The 17,446-nt window shown below is 67.5% G+C and carries 13 protein-coding genes; 11 read left to right on the forward strand and 2 right to left on the reverse strand.

The window, feature by feature from the left end:
- Positions 1 to 66: 66 nt before the first annotated feature.
- From ABQY74_RS03595 to hemC, 8 genes are all read left to right on the forward strand, one after another.
- Positions 67 to 1,554, forward strand: coding sequence for a SulP family inorganic anion transporter (locus ABQY74_RS03595; protein ID WP_065032137.1), 1,488 nt, complete (start codon positions 67 to 69; stop codon positions 1,552 to 1,554).
- A gap of 228 nt (positions 1,555 to 1,782) precedes the next feature.
- On the forward strand, positions 1,783 to 2,763 hold the full coding sequence (locus ABQY74_RS03600; protein ID WP_181098447.1) for a GGDEF domain-containing protein: 981 nt from the start codon (positions 1,783 to 1,785) through the stop codon (positions 2,761 to 2,763).
- Between the two features lie 318 nt (positions 2,764 to 3,081).
- A complete protein-coding gene (locus ABQY74_RS03605) occupies positions 3,082 to 4,710 on the forward strand; it encodes a M28 family metallopeptidase (protein WP_184230821.1) in 1,629 nt (542 codons plus the stop codon).
- A gap of 923 nt (positions 4,711 to 5,633) precedes the next feature.
- On the forward strand, positions 5,634 to 7,571 hold the full coding sequence (mdoH, locus tag ABQY74_RS03610; RefSeq protein ID WP_102583374.1) for a glucans biosynthesis glucosyltransferase MdoH: 1,938 nt from the start codon (positions 5,634 to 5,636) through the stop codon (positions 7,569 to 7,571).
- A 173-nt stretch (positions 7,572 to 7,744) separates the two neighbouring features.
- Entirely contained in the window at positions 7,745 to 8,413 is a 669-nt protein-coding gene (locus ABQY74_RS03615) for an alpha/beta hydrolase (protein ID WP_104556061.1), read from the forward strand.
- A gap of 4 nt (positions 8,414 to 8,417) precedes the next feature.
- Entirely contained in the window at positions 8,418 to 9,470 is a 1,053-nt protein-coding gene (locus tag ABQY74_RS03620) for a sensor histidine kinase (RefSeq protein WP_349793433.1), read from the forward strand.
- 32 nt (positions 9,471 to 9,502) lie between these two features.
- A complete protein-coding gene (locus ABQY74_RS03625) occupies positions 9,503 to 10,234 on the forward strand; it encodes a LytTR family DNA-binding domain-containing protein (protein WP_065049621.1) in 732 nt (243 codons plus the stop codon).
- A gap of 112 nt (positions 10,235 to 10,346) precedes the next feature.
- Positions 10,347 to 11,261 carry a hydroxymethylbilane synthase gene (gene hemC / locus ABQY74_RS03630; RefSeq protein ID WP_349793435.1) on the forward strand — a complete coding sequence of 305 codons (915 nt, stop codon included), beginning with the start codon at positions 10,347 to 10,349 and terminating at the stop codon, positions 11,259 to 11,261.
- A gap of 483 nt (positions 11,262 to 11,744) precedes the next feature.
- On the opposite strand, the gene ABQY74_RS03635 is transcribed toward hemC, so the two are convergent.
- Entirely contained in the window at positions 11,745 to 12,545 is an 801-nt protein-coding gene (locus ABQY74_RS03635; RefSeq protein WP_016903804.1) for a YdiY family protein, read from the reverse strand.
- A gap of 284 nt (positions 12,546 to 12,829) precedes the next feature.
- Here ABQY74_RS03635 and ABQY74_RS03640 point away from each other — a divergent pair, with 284 nt between their 5' ends.
- Positions 12,830 to 13,795, forward strand: coding sequence for a YafY family protein (locus ABQY74_RS03640; RefSeq protein ID WP_349793437.1), 966 nt, complete (start codon positions 12,830 to 12,832; stop codon positions 13,793 to 13,795).
- A gap of 284 nt (positions 13,796 to 14,079) precedes the next feature.
- Here ABQY74_RS03640 and ABQY74_RS03645 read toward each other — a convergent pair whose 3' ends face one another.
- On the reverse strand, positions 14,080 to 14,649 hold the full coding sequence (locus tag ABQY74_RS03645; RefSeq protein WP_024940222.1) for a lipocalin family protein: 570 nt from the start codon (positions 14,647 to 14,649) through the stop codon (positions 14,080 to 14,082).
- A 288-nt stretch (positions 14,650 to 14,937) separates the two neighbouring features.
- Between ABQY74_RS03645 and ABQY74_RS03650 the strand changes: the two genes are divergently transcribed.
- Positions 14,938 to 15,249, forward strand: a complete 312-nt coding sequence (locus ABQY74_RS03650; RefSeq protein WP_349793439.1) for a hypothetical protein — start codon at positions 14,938 to 14,940, stop codon at positions 15,247 to 15,249.
- Between the two features lie 67 nt (positions 15,250 to 15,316).
- Positions 15,317 to 17,410, forward strand: a complete 2,094-nt coding sequence (locus ABQY74_RS03655) for a prolyl oligopeptidase family serine peptidase (protein WP_349793441.1) — start codon at positions 15,317 to 15,319, stop codon at positions 17,408 to 17,410.
- Positions 17,411 to 17,446: the final 36 nt, after the last annotated feature.

Raw genomic sequence — 17,446 nt, forward strand, 5'->3', positions numbered from 1 at the left:
TCGCGCACACTATCGCCGCTGTCGCCTGTCCGCAGGCTGTCCTTTCTGTCCCCGGAGTGTCTTCCAATGTCCTTTCTGCGTGCCGAACTGGCGCAATGGCGCGCCTCGCCTGCGCGCGAACTGATGGCCGGTGCGGTCGCTACCTTTGCGCTGATTCCCGAAGTGATCGCCTTTGCGTTCGTGGCCGGCGTCGACCCGCAAGTGGGGTTGTTCGCGTCGTTCGTGATCGGGATTGTCATCGCGTTCTTCGGCGGCCGCCCGGCGATGATTTCCGCTGCGGCCGGGTCGGTGGCCCTGGTGGCCGCACCGCTGGTCGCTGCGCACGGCTTGCCTTATCTGCTGGCGGCCGGGCTGCTGGCCGGTGCGGTGCAGATCCTGTTCGGTCTGTTGCGGCTGGGCGTGCTGATGCGCTTTGTCAGCAGTTCGGTGCGCACCGGCTTCGTCAATGCACTGGCGGTGCTGATCTTCGCCGCGCAGCTGCCGCATCTGCAGCACGCCAACCTGGCCACCTGGGGCATGTTGGCGTTGGGCCTGCTCATCATCTACGGCCTGCCGCGGCTGCCGCTGCCGGGCGTGTCGGCAATCCCTTCGCCGCTGCTGTGCATCCTGGTGCTGACGGTGCTGGGCTCGGCGTTGCACCTGCCGCTGGAGACGGTGGCCGATCTGGGCAAGCTGCCCAACGCGCTGCCGGTCCTGCAATGGCCGGCGGTGCCGCTGACGCTGGAGACCTTGCGCATCATCGCCCTGCCGGCGCTGGCCATCGCGATGGTGGGGCTGCTCGAATCGCTGATGACCGCACGCGTGGTCGACGAACTCACCGACACCCCGAGCAACAAGAACCGCGAGTGCACCGGGCTGGGTCTGGCCAACACCGCTGCCAGCCTGTTCGGCGGCATCGCCGGCTGCGGCATGATCGGGCAGACCGTGGGCAACGTGAAATACGGCGGGCGGGGCCGTCTCTCCACCCTGTTCGCCGGGGTGTTCCTGCTGATCCTGATGGTGCTGCTCAAGCCGTGGGTCTCGCAGGTGCCGGTGATCGCGTTGGTGGCGATCATGGTGATGGTCTCGGCCGAGACCTTCGACTGGCGTTCGCTGCGCACCGTGGTCACCCATCCGCGCACCTCCAGCGTGGTGATGCTGGCCACCGTGGCGGTGACCCTGGTCACCCGCAACCTGGCCGCCGGGGTGGCGGTGGGGGTGGTGCTGAGTGGGGTGTTCTTCACCTTCAAGGTGGCCGGGCTGCTGCAGATCACGCACAGCGACGGCGACGATGGCGTGCGTACCTACCACGTGCGCGGGCAGGTGTTTTTCGCCTCGGCCGACGTGTTCATCGACGCCTTCGACGCGCGCCAGGTGCCCGGCCGCGCGGTGGTGATCGACGTCGGCCGCGCGCATTTCTGGGACATCACCGCGGTGGCGGCGCTGGACAAGGTGGTGCAGCGGCTGCGCCATCATGGGCTGGACGTCCAGGTCAAGGGCCTGAATGCCGGCAGCCGGCGCCTGATGCAGGCACACGCGCTGGGCGACGATGCGCTGGAGTCCGCACTGCCGTAAGCGCGCCGGTGCGCCGGCCGGTCGCGCGCCTGCACATCCGTGTACGCCGGCTGGCCGTGCGCTGCGCCAGCAGGCGGGCGGACTCAAGTTCGCGCGTGCAGCGCCGATGAACCGGCATCGAGATTGCCGGTAACCCGTCGTGATGCCAGTGCGTTCCAGCCCGAGAGGTGTGCCCGCGTGCCGTGACCGGCGCTGCGGGCCTGCGTCTGCCCGCGGGATGGTGCGGCAATGACCACGGCACCGTTGCTGGAACGCATGGTGGACCTGACCGCCATCCGCGATGCCGATCTACTCGACCTCAGCCTGCTGCGCACCATGCGCGAGGTCTGCGCGTCCGAGGAACTGTCGTTGCTGCGCATCGCGCCGGACGGCCGCACCATGGCCGAAACGCGGCTGCGCGAGGATGGCCGGCTGTCGCTGACGGTGGCCGACATCCACGACGCGCAGATGCGCGCGCAACTGGCCGATCTGCACGGGCCGGGCGATGTGGTGCAGTTGCAGCAGGACGGCCGCGCGCTGCTGGTGTACCCGATGATGGAAGCACGCGGCATCCGCACCTGCCTGCGCGTGGGCGGCTCGCGCGCGCCCGGCGCCGCCGAGCAGGTGATGCTGCAGGGCTTTGCGCGCTTCTTCCAGAATTACCGCAGCCTGCTCGATGACGCCCAGCGCGATGCGTTGACCGGCCTGCGCAACCGCAAGACCTTCGATGATGTGATCCTGCGCCTGTTTGCCGGTGGTGCGGATGCAGCGGCCAGCGAAGGCGTGTGGCTGGGGATCGTGGACATCGATCACTTCAAGCGCGTCAACGACAGCTTCGGCCACCTGTACGGCGACGAGGTGCTGTTGCTGGTTGCGCAGTTGATGCAGCGCTGCTTCCGCCAGGACGATCTGCTGTTCCGCTTCGGCGGCGAGGAGTTCGTGATCGTGTTGCGCGGCGTGGACCGCGACATCGCGGTGAGCCTGTTCGAGCGCTTCCGTGTAGCGGTGGCCGAGCAGGTGTTTCCGCAGGTCGGCAAGGTCACGCTCAGCACCGGCATCGTCGAGCTCACCGATGGCCAGTTGATCAGCCAGTTGCTCGACGAGGCCGACAAGGCGCTGTACTGGGCAAAGCAGCACGGCCGCAATCGCACCGAGGTGTACGCCGAACTGGTGGCCAGCGGAAGGATGCAGCAGGTCACCCAGCAGGTCGGCAGCGTCGACCTGTTCTGAGCGACAGTGGCGTTCGGCGGCGGCGCTGCGGCATAGACCGCCGCAGCCTTTAGCTGTTTGACGGCATCCAGCGCCGTGAGGCGCAAAGTGGATGCCGTGCCAGGTGGCAGCGCCATGTGCTGCGCCGCGCCGCATCGCTAGCTGGCCCTATCGATCAATGCTGCGTCGCTGCCGATGCATGTCGTCAGCGCGACGGCATGCATCGCTCGCCGCCGTGCACACCCGATCGAACGCCGCAGTAGCTACACTCCAGGGCTGTTCGGACACTACCTGGGTGCTGCAGTGAAGCGAGTTGTTACCAAACGCATTGCAATGGGAATGCTGGCGATGGCGGTCTCGACCGCACTGATGGCGGCGACGCCGAGCTTCGATGGCGCGCGCATCTCGCGCGACGTCAAGGAGCTGTCCTCCGATGCCTATGAAGGCCGTGGCCCGGCCACCGCCGGCGAGGAAAAGACCATTGCCTACCTGAGTAAGCAGTTCGCCGACGCCGGCCTGCAGCCGGGCGGCGACCTGACCGACGGCAAGCGCGCCTGGACCCAGGCGGTGCCGCTGCGCCGCGCCGATATCGTCGGCACGCCGACCATCGCCCTGCAGCACGCCGGCAAGCCGCAGGCGCTGACCCAGGGCAAGCAGATCGCCATCCGCGCCGCGCTGGACGGCTCGTCCAAGGTCGACATCGCCAATGCGCCACTGGTGTTCGTCGGCTACGGCGTCAAGGCGCCGGAGCGCGACTGGGACAACTTCAAGGGCGTGGACCTGAAGGGCAAGATCGCGGTGGTGCTGATCAACGACCCGGATTTCGAAACCGGCAAGGGCGCTTTTGACGGCGCCGGCATGACCTACTACGGCCGCTGGACCTACAAGTACGAAGAAGGCGCCCGTCAGGGCGCGCTCGGCGTGCTGGTGGTGCACGAAACCGCGCCCGCCTCCTACGGCTGGGACACCGTGGCCAGCTCCAACACCAACACCATGTTCGACGTGGTGCGCGACAACCCGCGTGCCGCGCATCCCACCCTGGAAGGCTGGATCCAGCGCGATCTGGCCGCCGACTTGTTCAAGCAGGCCGGGCTGGATTTCGACGCCTTGAAGAAGCAGGCGCAGACGCGTGGCTTCAAGCCGGTGGAACTCAAGGGCCAGGGGCTGAGCGCCAGCTACCAGGTCAAATCCGACGTGATCACCTCGCACAACGTGGTCGCACGCCTGCAAGGCAGCACGCATCCGGATGAAACGCTGATCTACAGCGCGCATTGGGACCACATCGGCGTCGGCAAGCCGGACGCACGCGGCGACACCATCTTCAACGGCGCGCTGGACAACGCCAGCGGCACCGCTGCCCTGCTGGAGCTGGCGCGCGGCTTTGCCGCCGGCCCCAAGCCGCAGCGCTCGGTGGTGTTCCTGGCGGTCACCGCCGAGGAAAAAGGCCTACTGGGCTCGGAGTTCTACGCCTCCAAGCCGCTGTATCCGCTGGACACGACCGTGGCGGTGATCAACATGGATGGCATGAGCCCGTTCGTGCCATCGCGCGATTTCGGCATCTACGGCACCGCAAAACTCGAATTGCTCGATCAGCTCAAGACCGTCGCCGGCCAGTGGAAGCTGCGCTACACGCCCGATCCCAAGCCGCAGGCGGGGTACTTCTTCCGCTCGGACCATTTCTCCTTCGCCAAGCGTGGCGTGCCGGCGCTGTCGTATGCGGCCGGGCAGGATTGGGAAGTGGGCGGCGTGGCCGCGGGCAAGGCCGCCTCCGACGACTACACCGCCAAGCGCTATCACCAGCAGGGCGATGAGTGGAAGCCGGACTGGACCTTCGCCGGTGCGGCGCGCGATCTGGGCGTGCTGTACGCGCTGGGTCAGCAGCTGGCCGATTCGCGCCAGTGGCCGAACTGGAGCTCCGATTCGGAGTTCCGCGCCACCCGCGACGCCAGCGAGGCTGCGCGCAAGTAACACCGGCCGCTATGGCGGCAGCGCTTCCGTCAGGCGGCGCTGCTGCTGTTCGATGCGGCATGTGCGATGTGCGCATGTGCCGCCTCCGGACAGGGAGGGCGCCAGAGCGGCTGATCTGGCGCCTGGCTGCAGGGCCCTTGCCGCCCACCATCGCGGGACACGCCGCAAGTACGTCCGTGTAGGCTCTTACGCGGCATCCATGCCGCGTAAGGTCCCGCGACGGTGGGCGGGCAAGGACCACCTGAGATGGTCGGTGGGCATGGTGCAAGCAAGGCACGATGCATTTAACGATGCGGCTCAACGTCCGATGTCCATCGCTCGACCAACTGCTTTTCACTTGGCCACCGACCACTCCCTGGTGCGGTGTCCTTGCCGGCGATTACAGGCGCAACGCAGCCTTCGTGCACTGCGCCGACGTGGGCCAAGCCCGACATCGCTTATTCCGATACACCATGACGCGCGGCAGAATGCCTCAGATCCGCTCAGCCCCACCGCCGTGATCGCGCGCGCCGGGAGGCTGGCGCTGCAACCGATTGCAGGTCCTGGCACATCACTTGCATTTGTCTGACATGACAGTGCGGTTTGCCGCCCGTGACAGCACGCGCGCCAGACTGCAATCTGTTGGGGTAGCGTTCGGTCGCTGCGGCGTAGTCTGCCGCGCGGTCCTCGTCGGGTGGGGCGAAGACTGCAGCGCGGCCTTCGTTTCCTTTAACGGTCGATTCTTTAAGATGAGCCGCGACGTCATCGTCGCAGCCAGGAGAGCTTGTGCATCGGAGTGGTCTTAGAGCTGCTGATTCTGCGACGTGGTCCCGCACTGCCGGGCTCGCCCGGACTGCGGTGCATGCGGCGACGTCGCCACGCGTAGCGGGGAGGGATCTCCCGCTTCAGCCCACACTGCCGCGATCGTGCGGCGGGCAGCCTTGATGGACGGCACTGTGACTCTTTCCCCCGCACCAACCGATCTTCCCCCCGTTTCCGCCCTCGACGCCGGTCAGCCTACGCTGCCACCGGAAGCGCCGCTGGCCATGCCTGAGCAATCCCTGCGCGAAGGCCGTCTGCAGGTGCCGCATCAGCGCACCGCGCCGGTCGGCATCGGCGTGCGGCGCTTCTATCTGATCGGCGGCACCGTCGCCACCACCGCCGTGGCGGTGTGGGTGATGCTCAGCGTGCTGTGGCCGGATGGCCTCAGCGTGCTGGAAGGCTGCCTGCTCGGCCTGTTCGTGCTGCTGTTCGCCTGGATCGCGATGTCCTTCGCCAGCGCGGTGGCTGGTTTCGTCACCGTGGTGGCGCGCGCCGGACGCAAGCTCGGCATCGACCCGGAAGCGCCGCTGCCGACCCTGCACACGCGCACCGCGTTGCTGATGCCCACCTATAACGAAGATCCGCGCCGGCTGCTGGCCGGCCTGCAGGCGATCTACGAATCGGTGGCCGAAACCGGCCAGCTGGAGCATTTCGACTTCTTCGTGCTCAGCGATACCACCCGCGAACACATCGGCCGTGCCGAAGAACTGGTGTACAACGAGCTGTGCGATCGCGTCGACGGGCACGGGCGCATCTTCTACCGCCGCCGCGCCGACAATGCCGCGCGCAAGGCCGGCAATGTCGCCGACTGGGTGCGCCGTTTCGGCGGCAATTACCCGCAGATGCTGATCCTGGACGCCGACAGCGTGATGACCGGCGACACCATCGTGCGGCTGGTCGCCGGCATGGAAAACAACCCGGACGTGGGCCTGATCCAGACCCTGCCGGCGGTGGTCAACGGGCAGACCCTGTTCGCCCGCATGCAGCAGTTCGGCGGGCGCGTGTACGGGCCGATCATCGCCTTCGGCGTGGCCTGGTGGCATGGCGCCGAGAGCAACTACTGGGGCCATAACGCCATCATCCGCACCCAGGCCTTCGCCGACCACGCCGGCCTGCCGTCGCTGCGCGGGCGCAAGCCGTTCGGCGGGCATGTGCTCAGCCACGACTTCGTCGAGGCGGCGCTGATGCGGCGTGGCGGCTGGGCCATGCACATGGTGCCCTACCTGCAGGGCAGCTATGAGGAAGGTCCGCCCACGCTGACCGACCTGCTGATCCGCGACCGCCGCTGGTGCCAGGGCAACCTGCAGCACGCCAAGGTGGTCGGCGCCAAGGGCCTGCACTGGATCAGCCGCATGCACATGCTGATCGGCATCGGGCATTACTTCACCGCGCCGATGTGGGGCCTGCTGATGCTGATCGGCATCGGCATTCCGCTGGCCGGCGGCGGGATCGATCTGGCCGGCGACCTGCCGTTCTCGCCCGCCCGTTACTGGCATGGCAGCAGCCAGGGCAACGCGATCTGGATCTTCGTCTGCACCATGTTCGTGCTGCTGGCGCCCAAGCTGCTGGGCTACATCGCGCTGCTGCTCAACCCGCGCGAGTTGCGTGCCTGCGGTGGTGCCATCCGCGCGCTGCTGAGCATCCTGCTGGAAACCGTGCTGGCGGCGCTGATGGCGCCGGTGGTGATGTACCTGCAATCGCGCGGCGTGTTCGAGGTACTGGCCGGCAAGGATTCGGGCTGGGATGCGCAGGTGCGCGACGACGGCAAGCTGTCGTGGCCGGCGCTGTTGCGCAGCTACGGCGGGCTGACCGTGTTCGGCCTGTTCATGGGCGCGGTGGCCTATACGGTGTCGCCGTCGCTGGCGGCCTGGATGGCGCCGGTGATCGTGGGCATGGCGGTGTCGATCCCGGTGGTGGCATTGACCTCGTTGCGCCGCACTGGCCTCGGGCTGCGCCGCGCCGGCATCTTCTGCATTCCCGAAGAGCTCGATCCTCCCAAGGTGCTGGTGCGTGCAGCTGAGCTGCGCCGCGCCGCCGCGCTGGAGCCGTCGCTGATCTGAGCGTGTGAGCGGCGCATGGCGGGATCGGTGCGCGTTGCGATCTCCGCGTCTGTCACGCCAAGCAAAGCGCCCACGACGGGCGCCGAGACCGGTCGACGCATCTGGCTCGACCGGTCCGTGATCGGCCCGGCCGATGGCGACATGCATAATGCCCAGCCCGCAAGCGGAGCTGGATGATGCTGGAAGTGATCGAACGCGAGACCGGAGCGAACCCGCAATGGACCGTGCTGTGGCTGCACGGCCTGGGCGCCGATGGCAGCGATTTCGCCCCGATGGTGCCGGAACTGGTGCGCCCGGACTGGCCGGCGCTGCGCTTCGTGTTTCCGCATGCGCCGATCCGCCCGATCACCATCAACAACGGCGTGCGCATGCGCGGCTGGTACGACATCGTCGGCATGGATTTCGCCACGCGTGCCGACAAGGCTGGCATCGCCGAATCGGTGGCCCAGGTCGAGGCATTGATCGCCCATGAGCAATCCCGCGGCATCGCCCCCGAGCGCATGCTGCTGGCCGGCTTTTCGCAAGGCGGCGCGGTGACCCTGGCGGTCGGGCTGCAGCGCAGCGTACCGCTGGCCGGGTTGATCGCCCTGTCCACCTACCTGCCCGAGCCGGCGGCGGCCGCCAGCCAGCTGCAGCCGGCCGCTGCCCGCCAACCTGTGTTCATGGCCCACGGCACGGCCGACCCGGTGGTGCCGTTCGGTGCCGGCCAGGCCAGCATGCAGACCCTGCGCACGCTCGGTTTCGAACTGGACTGGCACACCTACCCGATGGGCCATCAGGTCTGCCTGGAAGAGGTCGAGGCCTTGCGCACCTGGATGCAGGCGCGCTTCACCGCCGCCTGAGGCCATGGCCCAGCACGCGCCCCAGACCGCCTGGATGCCGGACCTGTGCCGGCTGCCACGGTTGGGCGCCATGCTGGGACTGGCCGAACTGGTGGTGCTGGTAGTGACCCTGGTGCCCGACGCCGGCGCCGCGCGCAGCATCACCTTGTCGCGCTTTGTCTCTGCCAGCGGCCTGGCGCTATGGCTGGCGCTGGCGGTCAGCGTGCTGCTATGCGTGCTGCGGCCGGCGTTGTCGCGGCTGCCGCCACGGGTGGGCGGGCTGGCCGCGCTGTCGATCGCCGCGGTGGTGGCGATGCTCGGCGCCGGAATCGTGCACGCCCTGTATGCGGCGCTCGACCAGGCCCCGCTCGGTCCCCTGGTCGGCTTCTGGCGCTTCACCCTGGGCAGCGCGGCGACGGTGGTGCTGATCACCGCGCTGGCATTGCGCTACTTCTACGTCAGCGACCGCTGGGAAGCGCAGGTGCAGGCCAATGCGCGTGCCCAGGCCGATGCCTTGCAGGCACGCATCCGTCCGCATTTCCTGTTCAACAGCATGAATCTCATCGCCAGCCTGCTGCGCCGCGACCCTGTCGTGGCCGAGCAGGCGGTGCTGGACCTGTCGGATCTGTTCCGCGCCGCGCTCGGTGCCGGCGAAGGCATGTCCAGCCTGCGTGCCGAATGCGAACTGGCCGAACGCTACCTGGCGATCGAATCGCTGCGCCTGGGCGAGCGCCTGCAGGTGCGCTGGCACCGGCAGGAGCCGTTGCCGTGGGAGCTGCCGATGCCGCGCCTGGTGCTGCAGCCGCTGGTGGAAAACGCCGTGCTGCACGGCGTCTCGCGCATGCCCGAGGGCGGCACGCTGTACCTGTCGCTACGCCAGCGCGGCAACCAGTTGCAGATCCGTATCGTCAATCCAGCCCCGCAGCCGGGAACCCAGTTGCCGCTGGTGGCCGGGGCCGGGCATGCCCAGGCCAGCATCTCGCACCGGCTGGCGTTCCAGTTCGGGGCCGGTGCACGGATGGCGGCCAGCTGGGCCGAGGGCTACTATGCTTGTGAGATCACATTGCCGCTGGCGTGACGGGGGAGTCGCTGCAGCGAAGGGGGATGTCCATGACGGCCACGCAAGTGCGGGTGCTGATCGCCGATGACGAGCCGCTGGCGCGCGAGCGCCTGCGCCTGCTGCTGGGCGAACATCCGCATGTCGAAGTGATCGGCGAGGCCGAAAACGGCCAGCAGGTGCTGCAGCAGTGCCATCACCTGCATCCGGACCTGGTGTTGCTGGACATCGCCATGCCCGGCGTCGACGGCCTGGAAACCGCGCGCCTGCTGCGCCAGAGCCAGCCGCAGCCGGCGGTGGTGTTCTGCACCGCCTACGACCAGCACGCATTGTCGGCCTTCGATGCCGCCGCGCTGGACTACCTGATGAAACCGGTGCGCCCCGAACGCCTGACCGCCGCACTGGAAAAGGTGGCCACCTTCCTGGCCGGGCGCGCTCCCAGCGCCACGCCGCCGCCGCTGCGCACGCATCTGTGCGCACGCCTGCGCGGCAGCCTGCGGCTGATCGCCATCGGCGACATCCGCTACCTGCAGGCCGAGGAAAAGTACGTCATCGTCCACCACGCCCGCGGCGAGGACCTGATCGAAGAGTCGCTCAAATCGCTGGAAGACGAATTCGCCGACCGCCTGGTGCGCATCCACCGCAATTGCCTGGTCGCGCGCGCCGAGCTGGTGGAACTGCGCCGCAGCGGCGATGGCCAGGTGCACGCGGTGCTGCGCAACGTGCCGCACCCGCTGGAAGTGAGCCGCCGCTGCGTGGCCAGCCTGCGCGAGCAATTGCGTTAGGGCGTGACATGTCACGTGTGGTGAGGTGCGTTGCTCGGTCGCGGCAATGTGCTGCGGGCGCCGGCGTGCGCTCCAGGTAGGAGTTACGCGCCCGGTCCGTGATAATGGCCAGATGACCACGCTCCGCATCGCTACCCGTAAGAGCCCGCTCGCCCTCTGGCAGAGCGAACACGTCGCCGCCGCGCTGCGCCAGCACCACCCCGGGCTGGAGGTCGCGCTGGTGCCGATGAGCACCCGCGGCGACGAGGTGCTGGACCGTTCGCTGGCCGCGATCGGCGGCAAGGGTCTGTTCCTGAAGGAGCTGGAGCTGGCGATGCTGCGCGGCGAGGCCGATTGCGCTGTGCATTCGCTCAAGGATGTGCCGATGGAGCTGGACGCGCCCTTCGTGCTGCCGGCGATCATGGAGCGCGGCGATGCCGCCGATGCCTTGGTGTCCAATCTCTATGCCAGCCTGCAGGCGCTGCCGCTGGGCGCCCGCGTGGGTACCTCCTCCTTGCGGCGTCAGGCGCAGCTGCGCGCGGCCCGCCCGGATCTGGAATTGATCGACCTGCGCGGCAACGTCAACACCCGCCTGGCCAAGCTCGACAACGGTGGTTACGACGCCATTGTGCTGGCCTGCGCCGGCCTGCAGCGGCTGGGCCTGGATGCGCGCATTACCTCGCGTCTGGACGTCCCGGACTGGTTGCCGGCACCGGCCCAGGGCGCGGTGGCGGTGGAATGCCGTGGCGACGATGCGCGTATCCACGGCCTGCTGGCAGTGCTGGACGCCGGCCGCACGCGCGCCTGCGCGGAAGCGGAGCGGGCGATGAATCGCGCGTTGCACGGCAGCTGCCATGTGCCGGTGGCGGCGTTCGCGCGTTGGGAAGGGCAGGGGCTGTTCCTGCAGGGCATGGTCGGCAGCGCCAGCGATGGACGCCTGATCCACGCCGAGGCGCACGGCAGCGCCGACGACACCGAGGCCCTCGGCCGCCTGGTCGCGCAAGGCCTGTTCGACAAGGGCGCCGCGCAACTGCTGGCCGAGCTGTAATGCGCCGCTGCGTCAGCCGGTAACACGACCGGTATCGACGCCGAGCCAGGTGCAACTCAGACCTCGCCGCCAAGCCCGCAATGCCCGCCCTCACGCAGCGCCGCTCTTCGTAGGAGCGGCCCTGGCCGCGAGAGGCGTTATCGGGAAAGCCCCTCGCGGCCAGGTCCGCTCCTACAGATTGCGGTTGCGTAGTCGAATGTCTGGGCCCATTGACCACCGCGTCGCGCAGGGCCTGTCCAACCAAGATGCGCTCTTCGTAGGAGCGGCACTGGCCGCGAGAGGGGTTACCGGGAAAGCCCCTCGCGGCCAGGTCCGCTCCTACAGATCGCGGTTGCGTATTCGAACGTATGGGCCCGATTGACCACCGCGTCGCGGAGGGCCTGCCCAACCAAGATGCGCTCTGCGTAGGAGCGGCCCTGGCCGCGAGGGGCGTTACCGGGAAAGCCCTTCGCGGCCAGGTCCGCTCCTACCGCTCGCGGGTGTTTACTTGAACGTATAGACCAGGTTGACCGTGGTCAGGGTGTCGGTCTTCTTGTCGCCGTCGCTGACCTCGCTGTTGTGGCGCATCTGCCAGGCGGCCTTGAGCGCGAAGTGCGAGTTCATGCTGACCTGCACACCGAAATCGTTCTGCGCGTAGGTGTTGTATTCGCCCGATTCCACCAGCAGCGTGTTGATCAGGTCGGTGTTGTCGGTGACGGTGTACTTGAGGTCGAACAGCCCGCGCCCGATCAGCCCGGTCTCGTTGCGGTCTTCGTCGCTGTTGTGCGCGCGCCGGATACCCGGGCCGATCTGCGCATCCAGGTAGAAGCGCTCGGCATCGATCAGGCGCGTGCCGTAACCGATACCGAAGGTGGCCAGGCGGTCGTAGGTGGCAAAGTCGTCGTGTTCGTAACGGCCGGTGGCGGTGAGCTGGCGGTGCTCGCCCAACTGCAGCGCGCTGCCGGCGCTGCCGGTGTAACGCTCGGCAGTGGTCTGGCGCTCGCGCGAGGTGCTGCCGTCGTCGTTGGTGTTGGTGTATTCGGAGCTGGAGCGCAGCGCGGTGGCGTCCAGGCTGTGGATCCAGTCGCCGTCGGTATAGCGCAGGCGGATCCGGCCGTTGAGGCTGTCGGTGGTGCTGTTGCCATGGGCGGCGGCATAGCCGAGCTCGCCACTGCTCCCGCCCCACGGCGACGGCATCACGGCGGCGGCAGGGTCCACCGGGGCCGGTGCGACTGCCTGGGCCCAGACGGTGGGCGTGATCAACAACAGCGGCAGCAGGGCAGACAACGGGGCACGGCGGGACATGGGCGGCTCGCTTTGGAGGACAGGGGCGAAAGAGGGTGGAAGCGATTTCATGATAACGGACTGAGCGGCTGCGTCATGAGCAAGTGAATGCTGCGCTTCAGAAGGGGTTCGGGCGTCGGCTTGCGCAACACCAGCGACTGGCGCATCGCAAGCAGGCCCGGCCCGCGCGCGTTGCAGGCCAGCAGCCAGGCAGAACGCGCACAGTCGCGGCGCCGACCCAGGCATGATTGCCGGTGTACAGCGACGCTCACCCTGCCACGCAAAGACTCGGACATAATCGACGCATGGACCGCTACGAACGCATCAACTCCCTGCATCGCTTGCTCAAATCGGCACGCTACCCGGTCACGGTGGCGCGGCTGCAGGATGAGCTGAGCTGTTCCCGCGCAACCGTGTACCGCGACCTGGCGTTTCTGCGCGATGCGCTGATGGCACCGGTGGAAGGCGACGGCGAATCGGGGTTCCGTTATCTCTCCGGCGAAAGCGACCGCTTCGAACTACCCGGCCTGTGGCTGAGTTCGGAAGAACTGCACGCGCTGCTGGCCTCCCAGCAACTGCTGGCGCGCACCGGTGGCGGGGTGTTGTCCTCGGTGCTGGCGCCGCTGCAGCAACGCATCGAAGGGCTACTGGCCGCTCAGGCCGGCGTGTCGCAATGGCCGGTGGACCGGGTGCGGGTGATTCCGCACCGCGGCCGCAAGCTGGACGAAGCCAGTTTCCGCACCGTGGCCTCCGGCGTGCTGGAGCGCAAGCAGCTGAGCTTCGACTACCGCGCCCGTTCCACCGACGAATCGACCAAGCGCACGGTGTCTCCGCAGCGCATCACCCACTACCGCGACAACTGGTACCTGGATGCCTGGGACCACGGCCGCGATGGCGTGCGCAGCTTTGCGGTGGACCGCATCAATCACGCACGCCTGCTCGAGAGCGTGCCGCGCGATGTGCCCGACAGCGAGCTGGATGAGCAGCTGGCGGCCAGTTACGGCATTTTTTCCGGTGCACCCAAGGGCTGGGCCACCATCGTGTTCAGTGCCAAGGCCGCGCGCTGGGTCGCCGACGAGCACTGGCATTCCAAGCAGCAGGGCCGCTTTCTGGCCGATGGCCGCTACGAGCTCAAGGTGCCGTACAGCAACTCGCGCGAACTGCTGATGGACGTGCTGCATTACGGCTCGGACGCGGAGATCGTCGAGCCGGTCTCGCTGCGCGAGCAGGCCAAGGCGCTGCTGTCGCTGGCGTTGAGCAATTACGACTGAGCGTGGCGGGGGCGTGATGCCTGGAGCAAGCTGTCGTGCGACAGCTGCGTGCGCGTATCCGAAGTAGCCGCTAATGCAGCGTAGCGCGCGTCAATGCCGCCAATGGTGGTAACGCGCGTTGCAGCGCAGTTCCTGCTGCAACCGCGGCGGGAGCGTGCAGTTAAAGTTGAAGCGACAAGGTCGCCAGCGACGCATTGCGCCGAATCTTCTCGGCCGGCGCATCCAGTCAGCTGGCACCCGTAACAACTGAATCCGGCCGGGAAAAACCGATCGGAGCGCCAATTTCAGCGCTTGTTGGGCACTTCAAACCCCAAACGATCCACCTGCTCGCGCAGCTGCGGCACGCGCTTAAGCTTGTCGGTATAGATGGAATAGTCATCGCGCATCTTGTCGACCAGCTTGCGGTACTGGTCGCGGCTCATGTCCGGCTTGCGCGCGAAGATCCAGGCCAGGTCGCGGCCGGGGTAGGAAATCAGCATCCACGAACCGTCCGGTGCGATTTCTAGGATGCGCTGCTTGGCCGGGATGACCTTGTAGAACCATACCCGCCAGTCGCGGTTGCCGCTCTCGGCATCCACCGAGGCGCGCGCGTTGACCTCTTTCTCCGGCTCGCCGAAGCCCTCGCGGTACAGATAGCGCACCGCCACCTTGCCGTCTTCGACCAGGGTGTACTCATCGCGGCTGGTGACATGGCCGCGCTCGACCGGGTTGGGCATGCGTGCGATCACATACCAGGTGCCCATGATCTTGGACAGATCAACCGCCGGCTCGCTGGCAGGCGCGTCCTTGGCGGATGCCACGGGCAGGCCGAGGACGAACAGAAAAGCGAGGGCGATCGTAACGGTCAGGCGCATCGCAACATCACAAAGGGGCAGTTGGAGCAGCACACTACCGCATGCAGGGGGCAAGTTCGCGTCAACGGTCGGGTCTGGCGCACGTGGCTGCCTCAAACGTGGCAACCGGGCGCCCGGGACCGGGTGCGGAAGAGGGCGCCGTTGGTGGCCTGGCGGTGGTTAACGCGCTGCGGCGCCGGCACCCGGCAAGGCGGTCTCTCCGGTTTTCGCCGCCAGGTCGCAGTCGGTGAGATGGGCGCAGGCAATCCTGCCGGCCTGTCCTGATCCTTCCTGCCACGGAGTGCCGCCATGTCGATTCGTCCTTCCCGTCGTTCCGAACGTCCCGACCCGCGCGTGCTGCGCCCGGTCCGGCAGATCGCCCTGGCCGGCCTGGCCCTGGTGCTGGTCTGGCCGGCCGCGCGCGGCCACAGCGAGTGGATCGGCTGGCTGCCGCTGTGGCTGGTCGGCATGCCGATGCTGGCCTGGTGGAGCCTGCACCGGTTCGCATTGCCGGCCCCGGTGCGGCCAGGTGCGCGGCGCGGCGCACCACGTCGGCGCGGGCCGCAGGCACAACGCCGACGCAGCACTTCGCGTGCGGCGACACAGGCGCGCGCGGCCTGACCTTCGGCAGGGTCGGGCGGCGGAGGGCTATGCTACGTTCCCGGCGTTCGTTCTCCCGGAAACATTCATGTCCAAATTCGCCTCGATCTGCCTGGTTGCCGGTCTGATCACCGCTGGCGCCGTCTCTGCAGAGGAAACCGCCGTGTCCAACGATCCCTACGCCTGGCTGGAAGATGTTTCCGGCGCCAAGTCGCTGGACTGGGTCAAGGCCCAGAACGCCAAGACCGAGGCGCGCCTGGCCGCCACGCCGGCCTTCAAGCAGATGGAGACCAGCATCCGCGAAGTGCTGGATTCGGACGCGAAGATTCCCGGCGTGCAGAAGATCGGCGAGTACTACTACAACTTCTGGAAGGACAAGCAGCACGAGCGCGGCCTGTGGCGGCGTACCACGCTGGACGAATACCGCAAGCCGGCGCCCAAGTGGGAAACGGTGCTGGACCTGGATGCGCTCAACAAGGCCGAAGGCGAGAACTGGGTCTGGCACGGCGCCGACTGCCTGCGCCCGGATTACCAGCGCTGCCTGATCGCGCTGTCGCGCGGCGGCGCCGATGCCGATGTCACCCGCGAGTTCGACCTGGCCGGCAAGCAGTGGGTCAAGGACGGCTTCTTCCGCCCCGAATCCAAGGGCGGGCTGGGCTGGATCGACCAGGACACCGTCTACGTGTTCACCGATTTCGGTGCCGGCACGATGACCAGCTCCGGCTATCCGCGCATCGCCAAGCAGTGGAAGCGCGGCACTCCGCTCAGCGCCGCCACGGTGGTGTACGAGGGCAAGCCGACCGACATGTACATCGCCGCGATGCACGACGACACGCCCGGATTCGAGCGCGATTTCGTCAGCCGCACGCTGGCCTTCTACAACGAGGAGCTGTATCTCAAGGGCGCCGACGGCAAGCTGGTCAAGGTGGATGCACCCAACTCGGCCAGCAAGTCGGTCAAGCGGCAATGGCTGACCCTGGAACTGCGCGAACCCTGGACCGTGGCCGGCAAGACCTACAAGGCCGGCTCGCTGCTGGCGACGCGCTTTGACGACTTCATGGCCGGCAAGCGCAACTTCGATGTGCTGTTCGAGCCCACCGACAGCACCTCGCTGGCAGGTATCGCCTGGACGCGTTCGCACCTGGTGTTGAACGTGCTGGAAGACGTCAAGAACCGCCTGAGCGTGATCACGCCTGGGCAGGATGGCTGGAAGAAGAGCGCCTTCGTCGGTGCGCCGGCGTTCGGCACCGTCGACGTCAGCGCGGTGGACAGCGACGACAGCGACGCGCTGTGGTTGACCGTTACCGACTACCTGACCCCGACCACCTTGTCGTGGGTGGAGGTGGGCACCGCGCCGCAGCCGCTCAAGGCCATGCCGGCGTTCTTCGATGCCGGCAAGGACAGCATCGAGCAGCACTTTGCCACCAGCAAGGACGGTACCCGCGTACCGTATTTCCTGGTGCGCCCCAAAGCGTTGAAGCTCGATGGCAGCGCGCCGACCCTGCTGTACGGCTACGGCGGTTTCGAGATTTCGATGACGCCCAATTATTCCGGCGGACTGGGCCGCGCCTGGCTGGAGAAGGGTGGCGTCTACGTGGTGGCCAACATCCGCGGCGGTGGCGAATACGGCCCGCGCTGGCACCAGGCCGCGCTCAAGCAGAACCGCCACAAGGCTTATGAAGACATGGCTGCGGTGGCCAAGGACCTGGTCGCGCGCAAGATCACCTCGACCAGGCATCTGGGCGTGCAGGGCGGCAGCAATGGCGGGCTGATGACCGGCAACATGCTGACCCAGTATCCGGAGCTGTTCGGCGCGGTGGTGGTGCAGGTACCGCTGCTGGACATGAAGCGCTACAGCCATCTGCTGGCCGGTGCCTCGTGGATGGCCGAGTACGGCAACCCGGACACCGACGACTGGAAGTTCATCCAGACCTTCTCGCCGTATCACCTGTTCGACCCGGGCAAGACCTATCCGCCGGTGATCTTCCTGACCTCCACGCGCGACGACCGCGTGCATCCGGGCCACGCGCGCAAGATGGCCGCCAAGATGATCGAGGCCGGCAAGGACGTGACCTACTACGAAAACATCGAAGGCGGCCACGGCGGTGCGGCCAACAACGCACAGGCCGCGCACATGGCGGCGCTGGCCTACAGCTTCCTGTGGGAGCGGCTGGCGGATTGAGTTGTCGACTCAAGGCAACTCCGTAGTTCGAGTTGT

Origin of the sequence: Xanthomonas sp. WHRI 7064 (genome assembly GCF_040202355.2) — a bacterium.
GTDB classification, from domain to species: domain Bacteria; phylum Pseudomonadota; class Gammaproteobacteria; order Xanthomonadales; family Xanthomonadaceae; genus Xanthomonas; species Xanthomonas arboricola.